Source organism: Labrenzia sp. VG12 (assembly GCF_002237595.1).
GTDB lineage: Bacteria > Pseudomonadota > Alphaproteobacteria > Rhizobiales > Stappiaceae > Roseibium.
In genome coordinates this window covers 5,423,621-5,440,172 of record NZ_CP022529.1, presented here as the reverse complement: position 1 = coordinate 5,440,172, position 16,552 = coordinate 5,423,621, and the positions used below count along the sequence as shown (strand labels likewise).

General features: G+C 62.2%; 11 protein-coding genes. 5 read left to right on the top strand and 6 right to left on the bottom strand.

Annotated features, from left to right (window positions below; all coding sequences use genetic code 11):
- Positions 1-11 precede the first annotated feature (11 nt).
- From CHH27_RS25085 to CHH27_RS25075, 3 genes are all read left to right on the top strand, one after another.
- Positions 12-1,712 (top strand): SulP family inorganic anion transporter, encoded by a 1,701-nt coding sequence (locus CHH27_RS25085; protein WP_094074028.1) that lies wholly within the window; start codon positions 12-14, stop codon positions 1,710-1,712.
- Positions 1,713-1,760: 48 nt separating this feature from the next.
- Positions 1,761-3,329: an exodeoxyribonuclease VII large subunit gene (gene xseA / locus CHH27_RS25080; protein ID WP_094074027.1), complete on the top strand. Its 1,569-nt coding sequence runs from the start codon at positions 1,761-1,763 to the stop codon at positions 3,327-3,329.
- 204 nt (positions 3,330-3,533) lie between these two features.
- Positions 3,534-4,076, top strand: a complete 543-nt coding sequence (locus CHH27_RS25075; protein ID WP_157739100.1) for a DUF805 domain-containing protein — start codon at positions 3,534-3,536, stop codon at positions 4,074-4,076.
- 100 nt (positions 4,077-4,176) lie between these two features.
- On the opposite strand, the gene CHH27_RS25070 is transcribed toward CHH27_RS25075, so the two are convergent.
- The 5 genes from CHH27_RS25070 to CHH27_RS25050 form a co-directional block, all read right to left on the bottom strand.
- Positions 4,177-5,547: a TRAP transporter large permease gene (locus CHH27_RS25070; RefSeq protein WP_094074025.1), complete on the bottom strand. Its 1,371-nt coding sequence runs from the start codon at positions 5,545-5,547 to the stop codon at positions 4,177-4,179.
- Complete coding sequence (locus CHH27_RS25065; RefSeq protein WP_094074024.1) at positions 5,544-6,185, bottom strand: TRAP transporter small permease subunit; 642 nt, start codon at positions 6,183-6,185, stop codon at positions 5,544-5,546. The genes CHH27_RS25070 and CHH27_RS25065 overlap by 4 nt, the downstream gene beginning before the upstream one ends.
- Before the next feature lie 78 nt (positions 6,186-6,263).
- The gene (locus CHH27_RS25060; protein WP_094074023.1) at positions 6,264-7,280 is read right to left on the bottom strand and encodes a C4-dicarboxylate TRAP transporter substrate-binding protein; all 1,017 of its coding nucleotides are present in this window, start codon (positions 7,278-7,280) and stop codon (positions 6,264-6,266) included.
- A gap of 274 nt (positions 7,281-7,554) precedes the next feature.
- Positions 7,555-8,952: a sigma-54 dependent transcriptional regulator gene (locus tag CHH27_RS25055; protein ID WP_094074022.1), complete on the bottom strand. Its 1,398-nt coding sequence runs from the start codon at positions 8,950-8,952 to the stop codon at positions 7,555-7,557.
- Entirely contained in the window at positions 8,949-10,736 is a 1,788-nt protein-coding gene (locus tag CHH27_RS25050) for an ATP-binding protein (RefSeq protein WP_094074021.1), read from the bottom strand. The genes CHH27_RS25055 and CHH27_RS25050 overlap by 4 nt, the downstream gene beginning before the upstream one ends.
- Positions 10,737-10,878: 142 nt before the next feature.
- On the opposite strand from CHH27_RS25050, the gene CHH27_RS25045 reads away from it, so the two are divergent.
- Positions 10,879-11,712, top strand: coding sequence for a universal stress protein (locus CHH27_RS25045; RefSeq protein ID WP_094074996.1), 834 nt, complete (start codon positions 10,879-10,881; stop codon positions 11,710-11,712).
- 120 nt (positions 11,713-11,832) lie between these two features.
- Positions 11,833-14,562 carry a bifunctional acetate--CoA ligase family protein/GNAT family N-acetyltransferase gene (locus tag CHH27_RS25040; RefSeq protein ID WP_094074020.1) on the top strand — a complete coding sequence of 910 codons (2,730 nt, stop codon included), beginning with the start codon at positions 11,833-11,835 and terminating at the stop codon, positions 14,560-14,562.
- Between the two features lie 180 nt (positions 14,563-14,742).
- Here CHH27_RS25040 and CHH27_RS25035 read toward each other — a convergent pair whose 3' ends face one another.
- The gene (locus CHH27_RS25035) at positions 14,743-16,407 is read right to left on the bottom strand and encodes a thiamine pyrophosphate-binding protein (protein WP_198338294.1); all 1,665 of its coding nucleotides are present in this window, start codon (positions 16,405-16,407) and stop codon (positions 14,743-14,745) included.
- Positions 16,408-16,552: the final 145 nt, after the last annotated feature.

The window sequence follows — 16,552 nt, the reverse complement described above, 5'->3', positions numbered from 1 at the left end:
GGGATCGCCGTTTGCCCCCCTCCCACGTGAAATCCTGGTGCCTTGCCGGCGTTCTGCCCCTGACAAAGACGCAGGTTCCCCGCGAAGTTCTTGCCGGCCTGACCCTGGCGGCCATCGCGATCCCGGAGGTGATGGGCTACACCAAGATTTCCGGCACACCCGTCGTCACCGGGCTCTATACGCTGCTGGTCCCCATGGCGCTGTTTGCGCTGTTCGCCTCCTCGCGCCACCTGGTGGTCGGGGCGGATTCGGCAACGGCCGCCATTCTGGCGACCAGCCTGGTCGGCATGGCAGCGACAGGATCGGCCAATTATGTCGCCCTAGCCGGGTTGCTGGCCCTGATGGTCGGGCTTCTTTTGCTTGTCGCAAGCGTTGCGCGGATCGGTTTCATGGCCGATTTCCTGTCACGGACCGTCCTGACGGGGTTCCTGACCGGAGTGGGTCTGCAAGTGGCACTGCATTCGGTGGGCGGCATGGCCGGCGTTCACCTCCCCCATGCCAGCGGCCTCGACGACCTGGCCCATCTGGCCGAGGTGCTCACCCGGTACAATCCGGCCGATGTCGCCGTCTCCTTCGGTGTTCTTGCCGTCATTCTCGGTCTGAAGGCCGTCTCGAAATCCATCCCAGGCGCCATTGTCGCGCTGGCGCTTGCCATTCTCGCCAGCTGGGTCTGGGACCTGAAGGACAAGGTCGCCGTTGTCGGGAGCGTCCCGGGAGGCCTGCCCGAACTGGCTCTGCCCAAGATCGATCTGTCCGTGTCACTGCTCTGGCAGCTTGGACCGACGGCCCTGGCGATGCTGGTGGTGATCCTGGCGCAAAGCGCCGCCACCGCGCGGGCCTACGCAACGAAATACCGTGACAACCACGACGAAAGCGCCGACTTGCGCGGGCTCGGTCTTGCCAATCTCGGTGCCGGTCTGACCGGAACATTTGTGGTCAACGGCAGTCCGACCAAGAGCCAGATGGTGGAAAGCGCCGGTGGACGGTCGCAGCTCTCGATGCTGGTGACGTCTGGCGTTGTCCTGCTGGTCTTGCTGTTCTTCACCGAGCTGCTCGCGGACCTTCCAGAAGCCGCCCTGTCCGCGCTGGTATTTCTGATCGGTGTCGAACTGATCGACTTGAAAGGCATGGCGAAGATCTACCGAACTCGCCGTCCGGAATTCTGGGTCTCGCTGGCAACTGTTGTCGTCGTGGTCAGTGCAGGTGTTGGCCCGGGCATCATGCTTGCCATTGTGCTGTCGCTGATCGTGCACACGCGTCACGGCTACCGGCCGGTCAATGTGTTGCTGGCAGAAGAACCAACGGGTCTCTGGCAGGCCAAACCCCTCAAGACCAGGGCACAAGCGGGCGAGTGCCTCATGATCTACCGTTTCACCCACTCCATGTATTATGCCAATGCCGACCAGATGGCGGCCGAGATCAGGGATCTCACGGACAGTGCAAACGGCCGGCTACGCTTCTTCTGTATCGATTTTTCCTGCGTGGATGACATCGACTACACGGCTCTGGAAACGCTGAGGGCATTGGAGGGCGAGCTCAGGGACGGGAACATCGAGCTGATTTTTGCTCATATGCTCGACGACCCCGACGCGGCAGTGCGCGGCCAGCTGATAGCGGCTTTCGGGGACAGCAGGGTCTTTGCGACCCTTGCGGCTCTGACGGCTCATGCCAACCGGACAGGAGAGCCGAAGACAGGGCCGGCCACCCCTTGACCCGCCGTTTGCGACACGCCAGTTTTCGGGGATCAGAAGGAATCACCTGTGAGCGAATCCCAGTCCAACGTCGCTGAATTCTCCGTTTCCGAAATCTCCTTTTCCATCAAACGCACGATGGAAGACGCGTTCGGCTACGTGCGCGTGCGCGGGGAACTGGGGCGGATTTCGCGACCAGGATCCGGCCATATCTACCTGGACCTGAAGGATGACCGGGCGGTTCTGTCCGGGGTGATCTGGCGCGGTGTCGCGTCCAAATTGAAGATCCAGCCTGAACAGGGACTGGAAGTGATCGCCACCGGCAAGATCACCACGTTTCCGGGCCAATCCAAATACCAGATGGTGATTGACGCGCTGGAACCTGCCGGTGCCGGCGCCCTGATGGCGCTGTTGGAAGAACGCAAGAAAAAGCTTGCCGCCGAAGGCCTGTTTGCGGAAGAGCGCAAGCGCCGTCTTCCGCCCATGCCGAAGGTGATCGGCGTTGTCACCTCGCCGACCGGCGCCGTCATCCGCGACATCCTGCACCGGATTTCCGACCGGTTTCCGATCCATGTGCTGGTCTGGCCTGTACGTGTCCAGGGCGAAACATCCGGAGCCGAAGTTGCCAACGGCATTCGCGGCTTCAACGCGCTTGCCGAAGGTGGGCCGATCCCGCGGCCGGATCTCCTGATCGTCGCACGTGGCGGCGGCAGCATCGAGGACCTTTGGGGCTTCAACGAAGAGGCCGTGGTGCGCGCGGCGGCGGCCAGCGAGATCCCGCTGATCTCGGCCGTCGGCCACGAGACCGACTGGACGCTGATCGATCTGGCTGCGGACCTGCGCGCTCCGACGCCGACGGGCGCTGCTGAAATCGCCGTTCCGGTGAAGGCCGAGCTGATGGCGATGCTCGACGACCGCTCCCGCCGGCTCAATTCCGGCCTGGTACGCTTTGTCACCGGCCGGCGGACGGAACTGCGGGCCGCCAGCGCCGCCCTGCCGGCGCCACAGGACCTCCTGGCCCTGCCGCGCCAGAAATTCGACAATCTTGCAAATGGCCTGGAACGGGCGCTCATCGTCAGCACGCGCACGCACCGGACCCATTTCCAGAACCTTGCCGGACGGTTGTCGCCGCTCCTTTTGTCCCGCCTGAGCGGCAAGGCCCGACAGGATCTCGACCAGATCAGCGACCGGCAACAGCGCGCTCTCAAGGTTGCTGTCGGCCAGAAGAGGCAGTCTTTTGCAGCTCAGGCCGCGCGGCTGACACCGTCGCGGCTTGTGCAACAGACAACGCTCGGCACCGAACGGCTCACCGGTCTCGCCGACCGGCTCGACCGCGCGTATCTTGCCCGGATCAATCAGGAATCAGCTCGACTGGACGGCCTGCAGAAACTGCTGAAATCACTCTCCTACAAGGACGTCCTGGCGCGCGGGTATGCAGTGGTGCGCGACGACAGCGGCCATCCGGTCCGGTCCGCCGCCAAAGTTGCCTCGGGCTCTGCCCTGTCGATCGAACTGGCGGACGGAACTGTCGATGCGGTTGCCATGAGCGACAGCGCGGGCCCCAAACCGGTCAAGGCGAAGGCGAAAAAACAGTCAACCGGAAAAACACCACCTGTGGATCAGGGCAGCCTGTTCTAGTGAAATTGACAATCAGGCCCCTGCCAGAACAGTGCCTGTTTCACCATTGATAAAAATGCAGTTTCATACAGTTTTAACTAAGTCCTTTACGCCGATCTTAAGATGCCTCGCGTAACGTAACCCCGTTCTGCAATTGATTTTCGGACGGGGGCACCGATGCCGACGCAACGCAAGCAATTTGGAAGACGTGGAGTTGATCAGCACATGACGCCGAGCTGGAGCCGCCAGCAGACGTCTGTGAATTCAGGCCCTGTGGCCCAGGCTTACGCCTCTCCCGGATATGGCGCCTTGCCGGAAGACGAGGACAGTTTTTCCATATTCAAGGTGTTCGGATTCACGCTCGGCATGCTGTTCAGCTTCCAGGGCCGTATCGGCCGCGCGGAATACTGGACCATCGGTCTCATTCGTTTCGTGATTTTCATTGGTGCGGCGATCGCCTATGGCAGCACCCTTCAACCGGTCAATGGCGAACTGGATTCCCTTGTTTTCATGCGCGGTTTTGTGGAAACCACGAGCGGTGTGATGTTCCTGCTCCTGTTCCTGGCCCTCACCGTGTGCCTTTATTCGCTTGAGGTCCGGCGTCTGCATGACCGCGACGCCTCGGGCTTCTGGCTGTTGATCATGTTCATTCCGATTGTCGGCGGCTTTTATGCGCTCTGGCTGTTCATCGCCAACGGCTTCTTTGCCGGAACGCCGGGTCACAACCGCTTCGACACCGGCCACAGCCAGGCCGCGGTGTTCGACTGACGGCTGCGGTTTTCAAGATCGTCTCAGAACGTGTTCTGACAAAAACGCCGCGGCAGATTGTTCTTGCCGCGGCGTTTTTCATGACGTGGACCGGGACTGGCTATCCCATCAAGGTCGGCAGGATCGTGATGATCGACGGGAAGGCGAGCAGACCGGCGATGGTCAGCACGTCCGCGACAAAGAACGGGATGCAGCCGCGGAAGACTTCCTGAACCGGAATGTCCGGCCGCACACCCGACACCACGAAGCAGTTCAACCCGATGGGTGGCGTGATCAGACAGAGCTCCGCCATCTTGACCACCAGAATGCCGAACCAGATCGCGCAGGCCTCGCCCGACATGCCGAAGGCACTTTCGACCGCCGAGACCCCTTCGCCGCCATTCAATGCCATCACCGCCGGATAGACCACCGGCAGGGTCAGGATCAGCATGCCGATCGCGTCCATAAACATGCCCAGGACCGCATAGGCCAGAAGGATGCAGATCAGGACAACCCAGGGCGAAAACTCCAAGGCAACGATGAAGTCCTTGAAGGCCTCCGGCAGGCCGGCAAACCCGAGGAACCGCACATAGACCAGCACACCCCAGATCAGGGTGAATATCATGACAGTGAGTTTGGCCGTTTCATGGAGCGCCTGACCGAGCTGCTTGGTCTTCATGCCCTTGGCAAAGGCGACCATCAGCACCACAAAGGCACCGAGCGCGCCTGCTTCCGTGGGGGTTGCCCAGCCGAAGAAGAACGAGCAGAAGATGATCGCAATCACGGCGATGATCGGCAACGTTCCCGGCACGCTCTCAATGCGCTCCATCCAGGTATAGCCCTTCACCGGCGGGGCGTCGCCGCGCCAGGCAGAGACCGCCACGATGATGCCTACATAGATCAGCGCCGAGAAGACGCCCGGCAGGAAACCCGCAATCAACAGCTTGCCGACGGATTGCTCCACCAGGATGGCGTAGATCACGAGAATCGCCGATGGCGGGATCAGCGAGGCCAGAGTACCGCCGGCCGCAACCACGGCTGCCGACAGACGTTTGGAATAGCCTGCATTCAGCATCTCCGGAATGGCGACCCGGGCAAAGACGGCGGCTGTGGCCACAGAAGCTCCCGAGACCGCGGCAAAGCCGGCTGTCGAGAACACCGTCCCAACGGCCATGCCGCCCGGCAGCCAGCCGAGCCAGCGCTTTGCAGCTTCGAACAGCTGCTTGGTGAAACCGGCATAGAACGCCAGGAAACCGATCAGGATGAAGGTCGGCAGAACCGACAGGGCGTAGGTGACCGACTTCGAATGCGGGATCGTGCCGGCCATCTGCAAGGCGACAAAGAACCCGCGTTCAAAGCCCATCTTCATGGAGAAATGGATGATCAGTCCGACCAGTCCGGTAAAGGCGGCGGCAAACGCAACGCGCACGCCCATGATGACAAGGACCAGCAACACGCCGGTCATCAGGAGGCCAACGTCAAACGGCGTCATTTGGCACCTCCCTTGTCGTCTTCTTCACCGAAGGCTTCTTCGATTTCATGTTTGGCGTGTTCTTCGACACCCTCGATCACCGGAACCGCGATCGGCTCCCGGTCAGGATGCGCGACGAGGCGTGCATAGCCATAGATCTGCATGAGAAGCCGCAGGAACAGAAGGCTGAGCGCGATGGTTACCATCAGTTTGGACGGCCAGGTCGGCAGCCGGATATCCATCGTGCTGTCGCCGATGTTGAGCGCGCGCTCAAAGTGATACCAGGAGCCCCAGACCAGAAGGGCAACCGTGAAGGCGATCAGGATGACGCCGATCATCTCGAAGATGTAGAGCGTGCGTCCGCTGAGCTTGCCGAGCACGATCTCCATACGGATATGACCGCCGACCCTCTGGCAATAGGCAACGCCCGCGAAGGCGAAGATGGCCATGGCCTGTTCGGTGATGTCGATAAAGCCGGGAACCGGCGCGTTGAAGATCCGGCCAACGACCTGCGCTACCGCGAGCAGCATCAAGGCCAGGATCGAAAAGGCGGCGAACATGTTGAAGGCATTTTCAACGTGGCCGAGCCAGCCATCGAAACGGATATAGGTAACCGGGCGTTCCGAGGGGGAACGTCCACCGGGATCAGTTGTCATCATGAGTTTCAGCCCCGAGCAGGGCCCTTCGGCACCGGGTGGGCTCCGGCGCCGAAAGGCAGTAACGTCAAGCCGGACGGCTTATTCGGCGATGGTCTTCTTGACCATGTCGAGCAGTTCCTGGGCCGGCAGGCCGTTGGCGGTCTGCTCTTCGATCCAGGCGTCATGGATCGGGCCGGCTTTTTCAGCAAAGGCGGCCAGTTCGTCATCGGAGAACTCGACCTGGGTGATGCCGCGGGCTTCCAGCTCCGGCCACCACTTGTCGTAGACCTTGGCGTAGGTGTCGAGGTAATGCGCAATTGCCGGATCGACCGACTCGTCAAGCGCTGCCTTGAAGTCATCCGGCAGGGCGTTGTAGGCGTCGACATTCACGACAACCGGGCAATGCACGGTGCCCGGGTTGAGGTTCTTGGTCCACCAGTCGGCAACTTCCACCACCTTGAAGGACAGGTGGGCATGCGGTGCAAAACCGGCTGCCTGGACGGTGCCGCTGTCGATGGCCTGGTAGGTTTCGGACGCGGTCACGGAAGTCGGCACGGCGCCGGCGGCTTCCATCAGCTTGCCAAGACCGCCCAATGCGCGCACGCGCATGCCGTCAAAGTCGGAAACGGAGCCCGGGACTTCGCCCTTGCCGGCGAAGTTGTACTGCGGCATCGGAGACGGCATCAGCAGCTTCGCGTTCCAGCGGCCGAGGTCTTTCTGAACAGCCGGATGGTCATAGAGTGCCTTGGAGACCTTTACTTCGGTTTCCAGATCGGAAACACCGAGGAACGGAAGTTCCAGAACGGTCAGGGTCGGGTTCTTGTCGGCGTGGTAAGAGGCACAGAACTGGGCCATTTCAAACGCGCCGAAGGAGATGCCGTCAAGGTTTTCGCGAGACTTGGACAGCGCGCCGCCGTAGTGCAGCTTGATTTCGAACTTGCCGCCGGTCTTGTCGGAGACTTCCTGAGCCAGCTTTTCGACATGCTCGGTGAAAGCACGGCGCTTGCCCCAGAGCGACACGTTCCAGGTGACGTCGGCCGCAAGGGTTTCAGTGGCGAAAATGGCGGTCAGCGCGAACGCGGAGACAGCGGTCGCGGACTTGAGTGAAAAGAGCATGCAATCCTCCCAGATCAATTCAGGCCATCGCGGGCCCTGCTCATTTCCTTGGTCACTCACCCTGCGTGCTCCCCGCGCCACAGGCCCGGACCAAGTCGATGAGCCTGTAGCATGACCCGTGCCAAGTCGCGTTGACAACACCTCATTGAAGGATTCTCGGGTCTTTCCGAGCAAGGTTCTCACGATGCTGCGCTGCACCTCGGCAAGATCTTGCCGATGCCCCCGCCCGGTCGGCGGTTTTTCGCCGAAACGCGTCACCAGGACCCGTGGAAGCTTAGCTCTCCGCAGCGTCCGACTGGCCCACCTGCTCGCGGCTCAATCCAAGGCGGGTCATCTTTTCGTTGAGCGTCCGGCGCGGCAGGTTCAACTCGTTCATGACATCGGAAATCCGACCGCCATGCCGGCGGAGCGCCCCTTCGATCAGATTGCGCTCATAGGCGTCCATGAGTTCCTTCAACCCGCCGCCGGCAAGTGCCGCGGATGGATCGCGCTGACCCGTCACCAGCGTTTCCAGAGGCTGCGGGCTGACAGGTGCGTTGAGCACGAACCGTTCCGCGGCATTGCGCAGCTCGCGGACATTGCCCGGCCAGGAATAGGTCTGCAGGAAGGCTTCGTCGCGGGCGCTGGTCACCGGTGCTTCCAGTCCGTATTGAACGGCAAAACGGTTCAAAAACGTGTCGAACAAGAGCAGAGCATCCCGTCCCCGTTCGCGCAGCGGCGGCACGCGCAGTTCGATCGTGTTGAGGCGAAACAGCAGATCCTCTCGCAGACGTCCCGACTGAACCGCCTCTGCGGGCTCGATATTGGCGGCGCTGATCAGGCGAATATCGACCTCCACCGGCTTTGTGCCGCCGATCCGGTCGATCTTCTTTTCCTGCAGCACCCGCAGCAGTTTGGGCTGCAGGGCAAGCGGCATCGACACGATCTCGTCCAGGAACAGGACACCACCGCTGGCCGCTTCGATCCGGCCAGTACGCTGACGATCCGCGCCGGTAAACGCGCCGGCTTCATGCCCGAACAGTTCTGCTTCGACCATCGCTTCCGGCAAGGCCGCGGCATTGATCGCCATGAAAGGCCCACCCTGCCGGGGAGAGAAGTCGTGCAGCGCCTGGGCAATGACCTCCTTGCCGGTTCCCGTCTCACCGGTGATCAGGACGGCCGCATCGGTCCTGGCGAAATGCAGGATCTGCTGGCGCAGTGCCTGCATCGCCGGACTTGCCCCGATCAACCTGCTTTCCAGACCGGCGCTCTCTTCCAGCTGCGTTCGCAAGGACCGGTTTTCCAGGATCAGGGTGCGCTTGTCACAGGCCCTGCGCACCACCTCGGCAATGTGATCGGGATCGAACGGCTTTTCGACAAAATCATAGGCGCCGGCCCGCATGGCATCCACAGCCATCGGCACGTCGCCATGGCCAGTGATGAGGACGACGGGAAGGTCGGCGTCGAGATCCTTGATCCGGCGCAACAGGGACATGCCGTCCTCGCCTTCCAGCATGACGTCGGTCACAACGCAGCCTTCAAAACCCGGGTTCAACTGCGCAATGGCCTGATCGGCGGTTGCCACCTCGCGGGTCTCAAAGCCGGCCAGCCGGATCCACTGCCGCAATGCCGCGCGCATGGACGGATCATCGTCAACGATCAGGACGGGAACGGGATCGGAGGTATCTGTCATTCGGCAGCTTCGGGTTTTGCCTCAGGCAACAGGTCGCCGCCGGCAGCGTCATCCGTCAGCGCCGGCACATGAAGTTCGAACAGCGCTCCCTTAGGCGCATTCGCGCGCACTGACAAGTCACCGCCCAGATCCTCGGCGAGCCGAATGGAGATCGCAAGACCGAGCCCCATGCCACCGGAACTGGCCTTGGTGGAGAAGAACGGATCGAAAATCCGTTCGCGCAGATCTTCCGGAATACCGGGGCCATTGTCGGAAATCTGCATTATCACCTGCCCGTTCTTCCGCTGAGCACGCAGTGTAACCACACCTTGTTCCTCGCCCGCCGTGGCATCGGCGCCATTGCGCAACAGGTTTACCAGGATCTGTTCGATCCGGAGCGGCGCGGTCTCCGCCTCAAGAGGTTCCTCAGGCAGGTCGAGATCAAGCATCACGCCTGTTTCCTCAAAGCGCGGCCTTACGATCTTTTCCGCGACCCGCACGCTTTCCCTCAGGTCGATCTTCTCGATCCGGCTTTCGCCCGGACGGGCAAAGCGCTTCAGTTCCTGCGTCAGGCTGGCCATGCGCATCTGCAGGCTGTCGATCTCGTCCAGGTTTTCAGCGGCCGTCGACGTGTCCCCCTTTTCCAGAAACTTGCGTGTGCCGGCGACAAACATGCGCAGCGCAGACAACGGCTGGCTCAGCTCGTGCACGACCGCTGCCGACATTTCGCCAACGGCCGCCAGGCGGCTGGAACGGGCAAGGCCCCGCTGCGCTTCCAGGAGCTCCCGTTCCACGCGGCGCCTCTCCTGGATTTCCTCCACGAGCCGCGTGTTCAACTCCTTCAGTCCGGCCGATTCCTGGCGCAGCAAGGCCGAGGCCTTGCGAAGCCTGCGGCCGCGCAGCACAAGCACGATCACCGCGTAAATCAGACAGAGCGTGATCGTCACCGCCCAGATCGGCAGCACGCTCCTGCGCGCCTCTTCCACCGGCACCAGAAAATGAAGCTGCCATCCCAAAAGGCCAACCTCGGCCGCATTGTGCCGGAAGGCCTTGCCATCGATGCTGATCTGCTGATGGGCGCGCAAGGACTGATCGCTGACCGGATTGAGCTCGCGGCCCGCATATTGCCGGGTGGCCTCGATGGTTTCGCGCACCTCGTCCGGCAGTTCAAACAGCGTCCTGTAGCGCCAGTCCGGCTGGCTCGACAGGAAGATCACACCATTGGCATCGGACGCGAACACGGTTTCGCCGCCCTCCGCCCAGGCCTCTTCCAGTGGCCCCATGTCAACCTTGACAACTGCCACACCGATCGGCGCGCCGGAGACCGGTGTCGGCCGGGCCAGAAACAGACCGGGTTCGTCGGATGTTGCCCCGATGGCAAAAAAACTGCCCTCTTCCCCCTGGATTGCAGATTTGAAATAGGGCCGGAAGCCGTAATTGCGCCCGACCAGCGACAGCTCTTCGCGCCAGTTGCTGGCTGCAAGCGTGGTGCCTTCCGAGTTCATGACGTAGAGCAATTCAACGCCTGAATTCAGCGCCATTTCCTCCAGGAACCGGTTGGCGCTCTCCACTGGCTGCCCCAAACCCAGCGCGGAGGTCGCGCGGGGATCCCGTGCGATCATGTAGGGCAGGTAACGATATTTCTGGTATTCGCCGAGGATCGTCTGGCGATAGAGCGTCAGGCGTTCGGCCGCCTTGCGGTCAATCGCGTCCTCATCCAGCTCCAGGAAGAGCTGAACCAGCACAAAGCCTGCCACCACAAGCAGGAACGGCGGCAGGGCCAGATAAAGCCAACGTCTCGACATGCTCCCATATTGCGCATTTTTTCGTTTCCCGCCACCCGGCTGCTCAGACCTTTGATACGCGTCAAGGACTGTGAGATTGCCGGGCATGTATATTTTTGACAGGGCTGGATCGACAGGCTGATACCAGCCACAGGAGGGAATGATGCCAATCAAAGATATTTTGACCATTCTGGATCTTGCCGGCGACCAACCGGCGGCCAAATACGCTCTGGAATTCGGCCGCAACTACGATGCGCATGTCACGGGTCTCGCGGTTTCCTTCGAGCCGGTCGTTCCGGCTTTTGCCGCCGCACCGATGCCCGTGGACTACCTGCAGGCTGCGCATGAGCAGGCTGTCGCGGCAGCCAACGAGGCGAAAAAGGAATTTGACGAACTGGCGCGCCTGGCAGCCGTGAAGAACGAAAGCCGCATGGCGGAGATCCTGACCGGCGGCCCGCTGGAGAACGTTCTGGTACATTGCCGCCCGACAGACCTCGTCGTCATCGGGCAGGCCAATCCGGACCAGCCCGAACCCATGCGGGAACTGCTGATCGAAACGATCCTGTTCGAGAGCGGCGTGCCTGTGTTGCTGATCCCCTATATCGGCAGCAAGACCTTCCAGCCTCAGAACGTGCTGGTCGGCTGGGATGGCAGCTCGACAGCGACGCGTGCGATCCACGCCGCACTGCCGGTTCTGGAGAAGGCGGAAAAGATCACGCTTCTGGTGATCGAGAAAAAGGCGACCACGGAGAACGGCCAGCCCGGCGCCGATGTCGCGAACTATCTCGCCCGCCACAACATGAATGTCACGATCGAAGTGGTCACCAATCCGCAGGCCGGAATTGCCGATACGGTGCTCAACCATGTCAGCGACAACAGCAATGACCTTGTGGTCATGGGTGGCTATGGTCACAGCCGCATGCGTGAATTCCTGTTCGGCGGCGCGACCCGGGAAATCCTGGAAGCCATGACCGTACCGGTTCTGATGGCGCACTGATTAGTTATTTTTGCAGTGCAAAAGACCCGCGGACCTGACACAATCGGGTCCGCGGGTTTTCTGTTTTCATCTTGCGATGCCTCTCTCCATCTTTCCGGCGCCCGATAAAGGACTGCACAGGTGACCATTCGCAATCTGGAAGGTTTTTTCGAACCTGGTTCCATCGCCGTCATCGGCCCCTGCCGGCATCCGGGCGTCCTCACGCAAAAGCTCGTTGCCTGCCTGCAGGAAATTGAAGCCGGCCACCCCGTCACCCTGGTCGGGATCGACGAAGATGTTCCGTTTCACGGCAAGAGTGTCCGCAGTGTGGATGCCTTGGAGGCCTGTCCCGATCTCGCAATCTATCTGGCAACGGCCGAGGCCGCACCGGAGATCATCGCCAAGCTGGCGGCAGGCGGCACCAAGGCCGTCCTGATCCCCTCCCCCGGCTACGAGACCTGGCCGGAAGAGCTGATGCAGGCCTGCCGGGAGGCTGCGCAAACGTCAAATCTTCGCCTGATCGGACCGGGCACTCTTGGTCTGGCGGTGCCCGCACGGCGTCTCAACGCACTTTTGAGTGCCGAGGCTCCCGAAAAGGGCGAAGTCGCCTTCATTTCCCGATCCGGCGCTGTCCTCAATGCCACCTTGTCCTGGGCAAAGGCCCACAGGACCGGCTTTTCGGCGGTCGTCTCGCTTGGCGCGCGCATGGATGTCGATATCGGCGACCTGATCGACTATTTCGCGCAGGACTACCGCACACGCGCCATTGTGCTGCACCTGGAAGGCATCGCGGTGCCGCGGAAATTCATCTCCGCCGCCCGTGCTGCCGCCCGCAGCAAGCCTGTGATCGTGATCCGCTCGGGAAAGAGCCGCGATTCCGGCGGCACCGGCCGCACCCACGCCGGACGACTGGCGCGGACGGACATGGTCTATGAGACCGTGTTCCGGAGAACCGGTCTGTTGCGGGTACACGATCTGGACGAAATGTTCGAAGCGCTCGAAACCTTGTCGCACATCCGCGTGCCACGATGTGAGAACCTCGCCGTGATCGCCAACGGCCGCAGTCTCGCCAGCCTTGCCGTTGACCGGATGCTGGATCTTGGCGGGCAGTTTGCCGACCTTGGCGAGGAGACGCGTTCGGCGCTTTCCGAGATCAGCCGGACCTATGCCGATCTCGACGGCACGCCGGCTGCCGGCGGCTCCGTGATCCTCAAGGAAAGCGTGACGCCGGAAAACATCACGGACGCGATTACCACGGTCCTGAAGGATCCCCAGGTGGATGGCGCGATCGTGCTTCAGGCCGCCAGTGCGTTCCAGCCGCTGCCGGCCATCGCAAAGGCGATCAGCGACGCGGCGACGGCCGACCGCCGCCGGACCGGCCGGCGAAAGGCGCTTGTTGCCGGGCTGATCGGTGGTGACGGCGCGGTCCGGGCGGCCTTGTCGGACTCCAGGATACCGAACTATGCCAGCCCGGCGGAGGCCGCGCGCAGCCTGATGCACCTGGCCCATGACGCTCAGGCCCGCGAATTCCTGATGGCCGTCCCCCCGAGCCTGCCAAGCAGTTTCACGCCGGATATCCAGGCTGCCAGGGCGGTTGTCGAGGCCGCCCTGGAAGAAGGCCGCACGTGGCTCAGCCCTCCTGAGGTCGTGTCGGTCCTGACGGCCTATGACCTGCCGATCATGGCCACCGAAATGGCCGAGACACCGGACGGTGCCGCTGAGCTCTCTCGCAAGTTTTTCGAGAAATCCGGCCATTGCGTCGCCAAGCTCATCTCGCCTGACCTTCCCTTCAAGTCCCATATCGATGGGGTCCGGCTTGGACTGGAAAGCCCGGACGCGGTTCGGCACGCCGCCGCAGAGCTGATCGAAAAGACCAGCTGCGCGTTCCCGGAGGCGCGCATCGCCGGCATCTCCATTCACCCGATGCTGGAAGACCGGCACGGCATGGAACTTTACATGGGCCTGGCGGAAACGCGGGAATTCGGTCCGGTGCTTGTCTTCGGCCATGGCGGCACATCGATCGAGGAGAATATCGATATCGCGCTGGAACTGCCGCCGCTCGATCTCAATCTGGCCGAAGCCATGATCGGCCGCACGCGGGTTGCGCGTCTGCTTGAGGGAGGGCCGGCACGGCCCGCCCTCGACAAGGCTGCCCTGGGCGCGGCGCTGGTCAAGCTTTCGCAGATCACCATCGATATTCCGGAAATTCAGGAGCTCGACATCAATCCGATGGTGTCGCTGCCCTCGGGCCTGATCGCGCTGGACGCGCGCATGACGCTGTGCCATTCGGAAAAGCGGCCGGGGCGGACTGGTGCGTCGCGCCTTGCCATCGCCCCCTACCCGCAGGAATGGGAACAGACCCTGACCCTGAAGGGGGAGCGGAACGTTTTTGTCCGGCCGGTCCGGCCGGAGGACGAAGACCTCTTCAAGGCCTTTTTTGAAGCCGTCACACCGGAAGACCTCCGCCTCAGATTCTTTGCGCCGGTGCGCGACTTCAGCCATCGTTTCCTGGCCCGCCTGACGCAACTCGACTATGCCCGCGCCATCGCCTTTGCCGCAATTGATCCGGAGGACGGCAAGTTGCTCGGCGTCGTCCGGCTGCACGCGGACCCGGACCACCAGACCGGCGAATATGCGGTAATGGTGCGGTCCGACCTGAAGGGTCTCGGCCTTGGCTGGGCGCTGATGAAGCTGATCATCCGCTATGCCAAGGCGGACGGGATCGAGACCATCAAGGGTGAAGTGCTGAAGGAAAACACCTCGATGATTTCCATGTGCCAGGCGCTCGGATTTACCGTGGGCACCTCTCCGGACGATCCGGGCATCGCTCTGGTGACGCTGCCGGTGAAGGACGTGCCGGAGGAAATGTGAAGCGCAAGTGAGCCTTTGGCCCTCCTTTGGCTTCCCCGGGCGTGGCGACAAGGGAGCCAGGACCCAGGAACCACCGTCCCAGGGCCTCGTGCCTCATCACTGGCGTCACGGAATACCGGGTCCCGGTCTTGCCGCTGACGCGCCAAACCGGAATGACAATTCGAGATGCCCGACGTGCGCTTACTTCGCTTCCGCCGCCGCCCGGATCTGGCTGAGGCTTGCCGCCGGTGTGATCGCTTCCGGGTCGATCTTCAGATGCAGCATTGCCGGCAGGCCGGAGGTGCGGGCGCGTTCGAACGCCGGGCCGAACTGATCGGTGGTCTCGACTGTTTCGCCAAACGCTCCATAGCTTCTGGCCAGGGCAGCGAAGTCCGGATTGGACAGTTTGGTGGCCGACGGACGGCCCGGATAGGTCCGCTCCTGATGCATTCGGATCGTTCCATACATGCCGTTGTCGATCACCAGCACGATGATGTTGGCTCCGTCCTGACAGGCCGTGCCGAATTCCTGCATGGTCATCTGCAGGCAACCGTCACCGGCAAAACAGACCACTTCGCGCTCCGGAAAGGCGAGCTTTGCGGCAACGGCCGCCGGCAGGCCATAGCCCATGGAGCCGGAGGTCGGCGCAGCCTGCGTGCCATAGCGGCGGAACCTGTGGAAGCGATGCAGCCAGGTGGCGTAATTCCCGGCACCATTGGTGCAGATCGTGTCCTCGGCGAGATTGCTCTCCAGCCAGTCCATGACCCCCGCCATCTGCAAGGCGCCCGGTGTTTCAGGCCGGGCACCGGACCAGTCGAGATAGTTCTGATGGGCCTTTGCGGCCTCCCCGGCGCCTTTCAGCTCAGCCGGGGGCTGAAGACCTTCTGCCGCCTTGCAGAAGGCTGTCGGGCTGGCGTGGATCGCGAGTGAGGGACGATAGACCCGTCCCAGTTCTTCCGCGTCCGGATGCACATGAACCAGCTGTTGCGCCGGTGCCGGGATGTCGAGCAGCGAATAGGACTGGCTCGGCATTTCGGAAAGCCGCCCGCCGACCAGCAGGATCAGGTCGGACGTCTTGATGCGCGCCAGCAGCTTCGGGTTGATGCCAATGCCGACATCACCGGCGTAATTCTCATGCAGGTTGTCAAACAGCATCTGGCGGCGGAAGGAACAGGCCACCGGCAAGTCGAAACGCTCGGCAAAGCGGGTAAAGGCTGCCACGGCATCTTCCGACCAGCGGCTGCCACCCAGGACCGCAATCGGCCGCTCGGCCGCCCAGAGGCGCTTTTGCAGGTCCGCCATCTGGGTCAGCCCGGGATGGGTTTCGACCTGTTGCCAGGCCGGCGGCTGCGCAATGTCAGCCGTTTCAACCAGCATGTCTTCCGGCAGCGCCAGCACGACAGGACCGGGACGGCCGGACGTGGCGACATGATAGGCACGCGAAAGGAACTCCGGCACGCGGTCCGCGTGATCGATCTCGGCCACCCATTTGGCGATACCGCCGAACATCTGACGATAGTCGACCTCCTGGAAGGCCTCGCGCTCGCGCATGCCGCGTTCGATCTGGCCGATAAACAGGATCATCGGCGTGGAGTCCTGGGCCGCGATGTGGACGCCGGCCGACGCGTTGGTCGCCCCCGGCCCGCGCGTGACCATGCAGATGCCCGGTTTTCCGGTCAGCTTGCCATAGGTGTCGGCCATCATCGCCGCCCCACCTTCCTGGCGGCAGACCGTGACTGGAATGTCGGCGTCGTAAAGCGCATCCAGCACGGCCAGATAGCTTTCTCCGGGCACGCAGAACACCCGTTCCGCACCGTGGCGCTCCAGCGCCTCCACCAGCAATGCGCCGCCGGTCTTCTCAGCCATGGTCAAATTCCCGCTCAATCATACCTGATCATTCTATAGCGTATGAAAGATGGGCCTGTCAGAGGCCAAAATCAGATTAATTGGCAATGAGATCATTCCAGAATGGAAGGAAGAGCTGATTTCTCTGGAGGGCGTGGCCTATCCT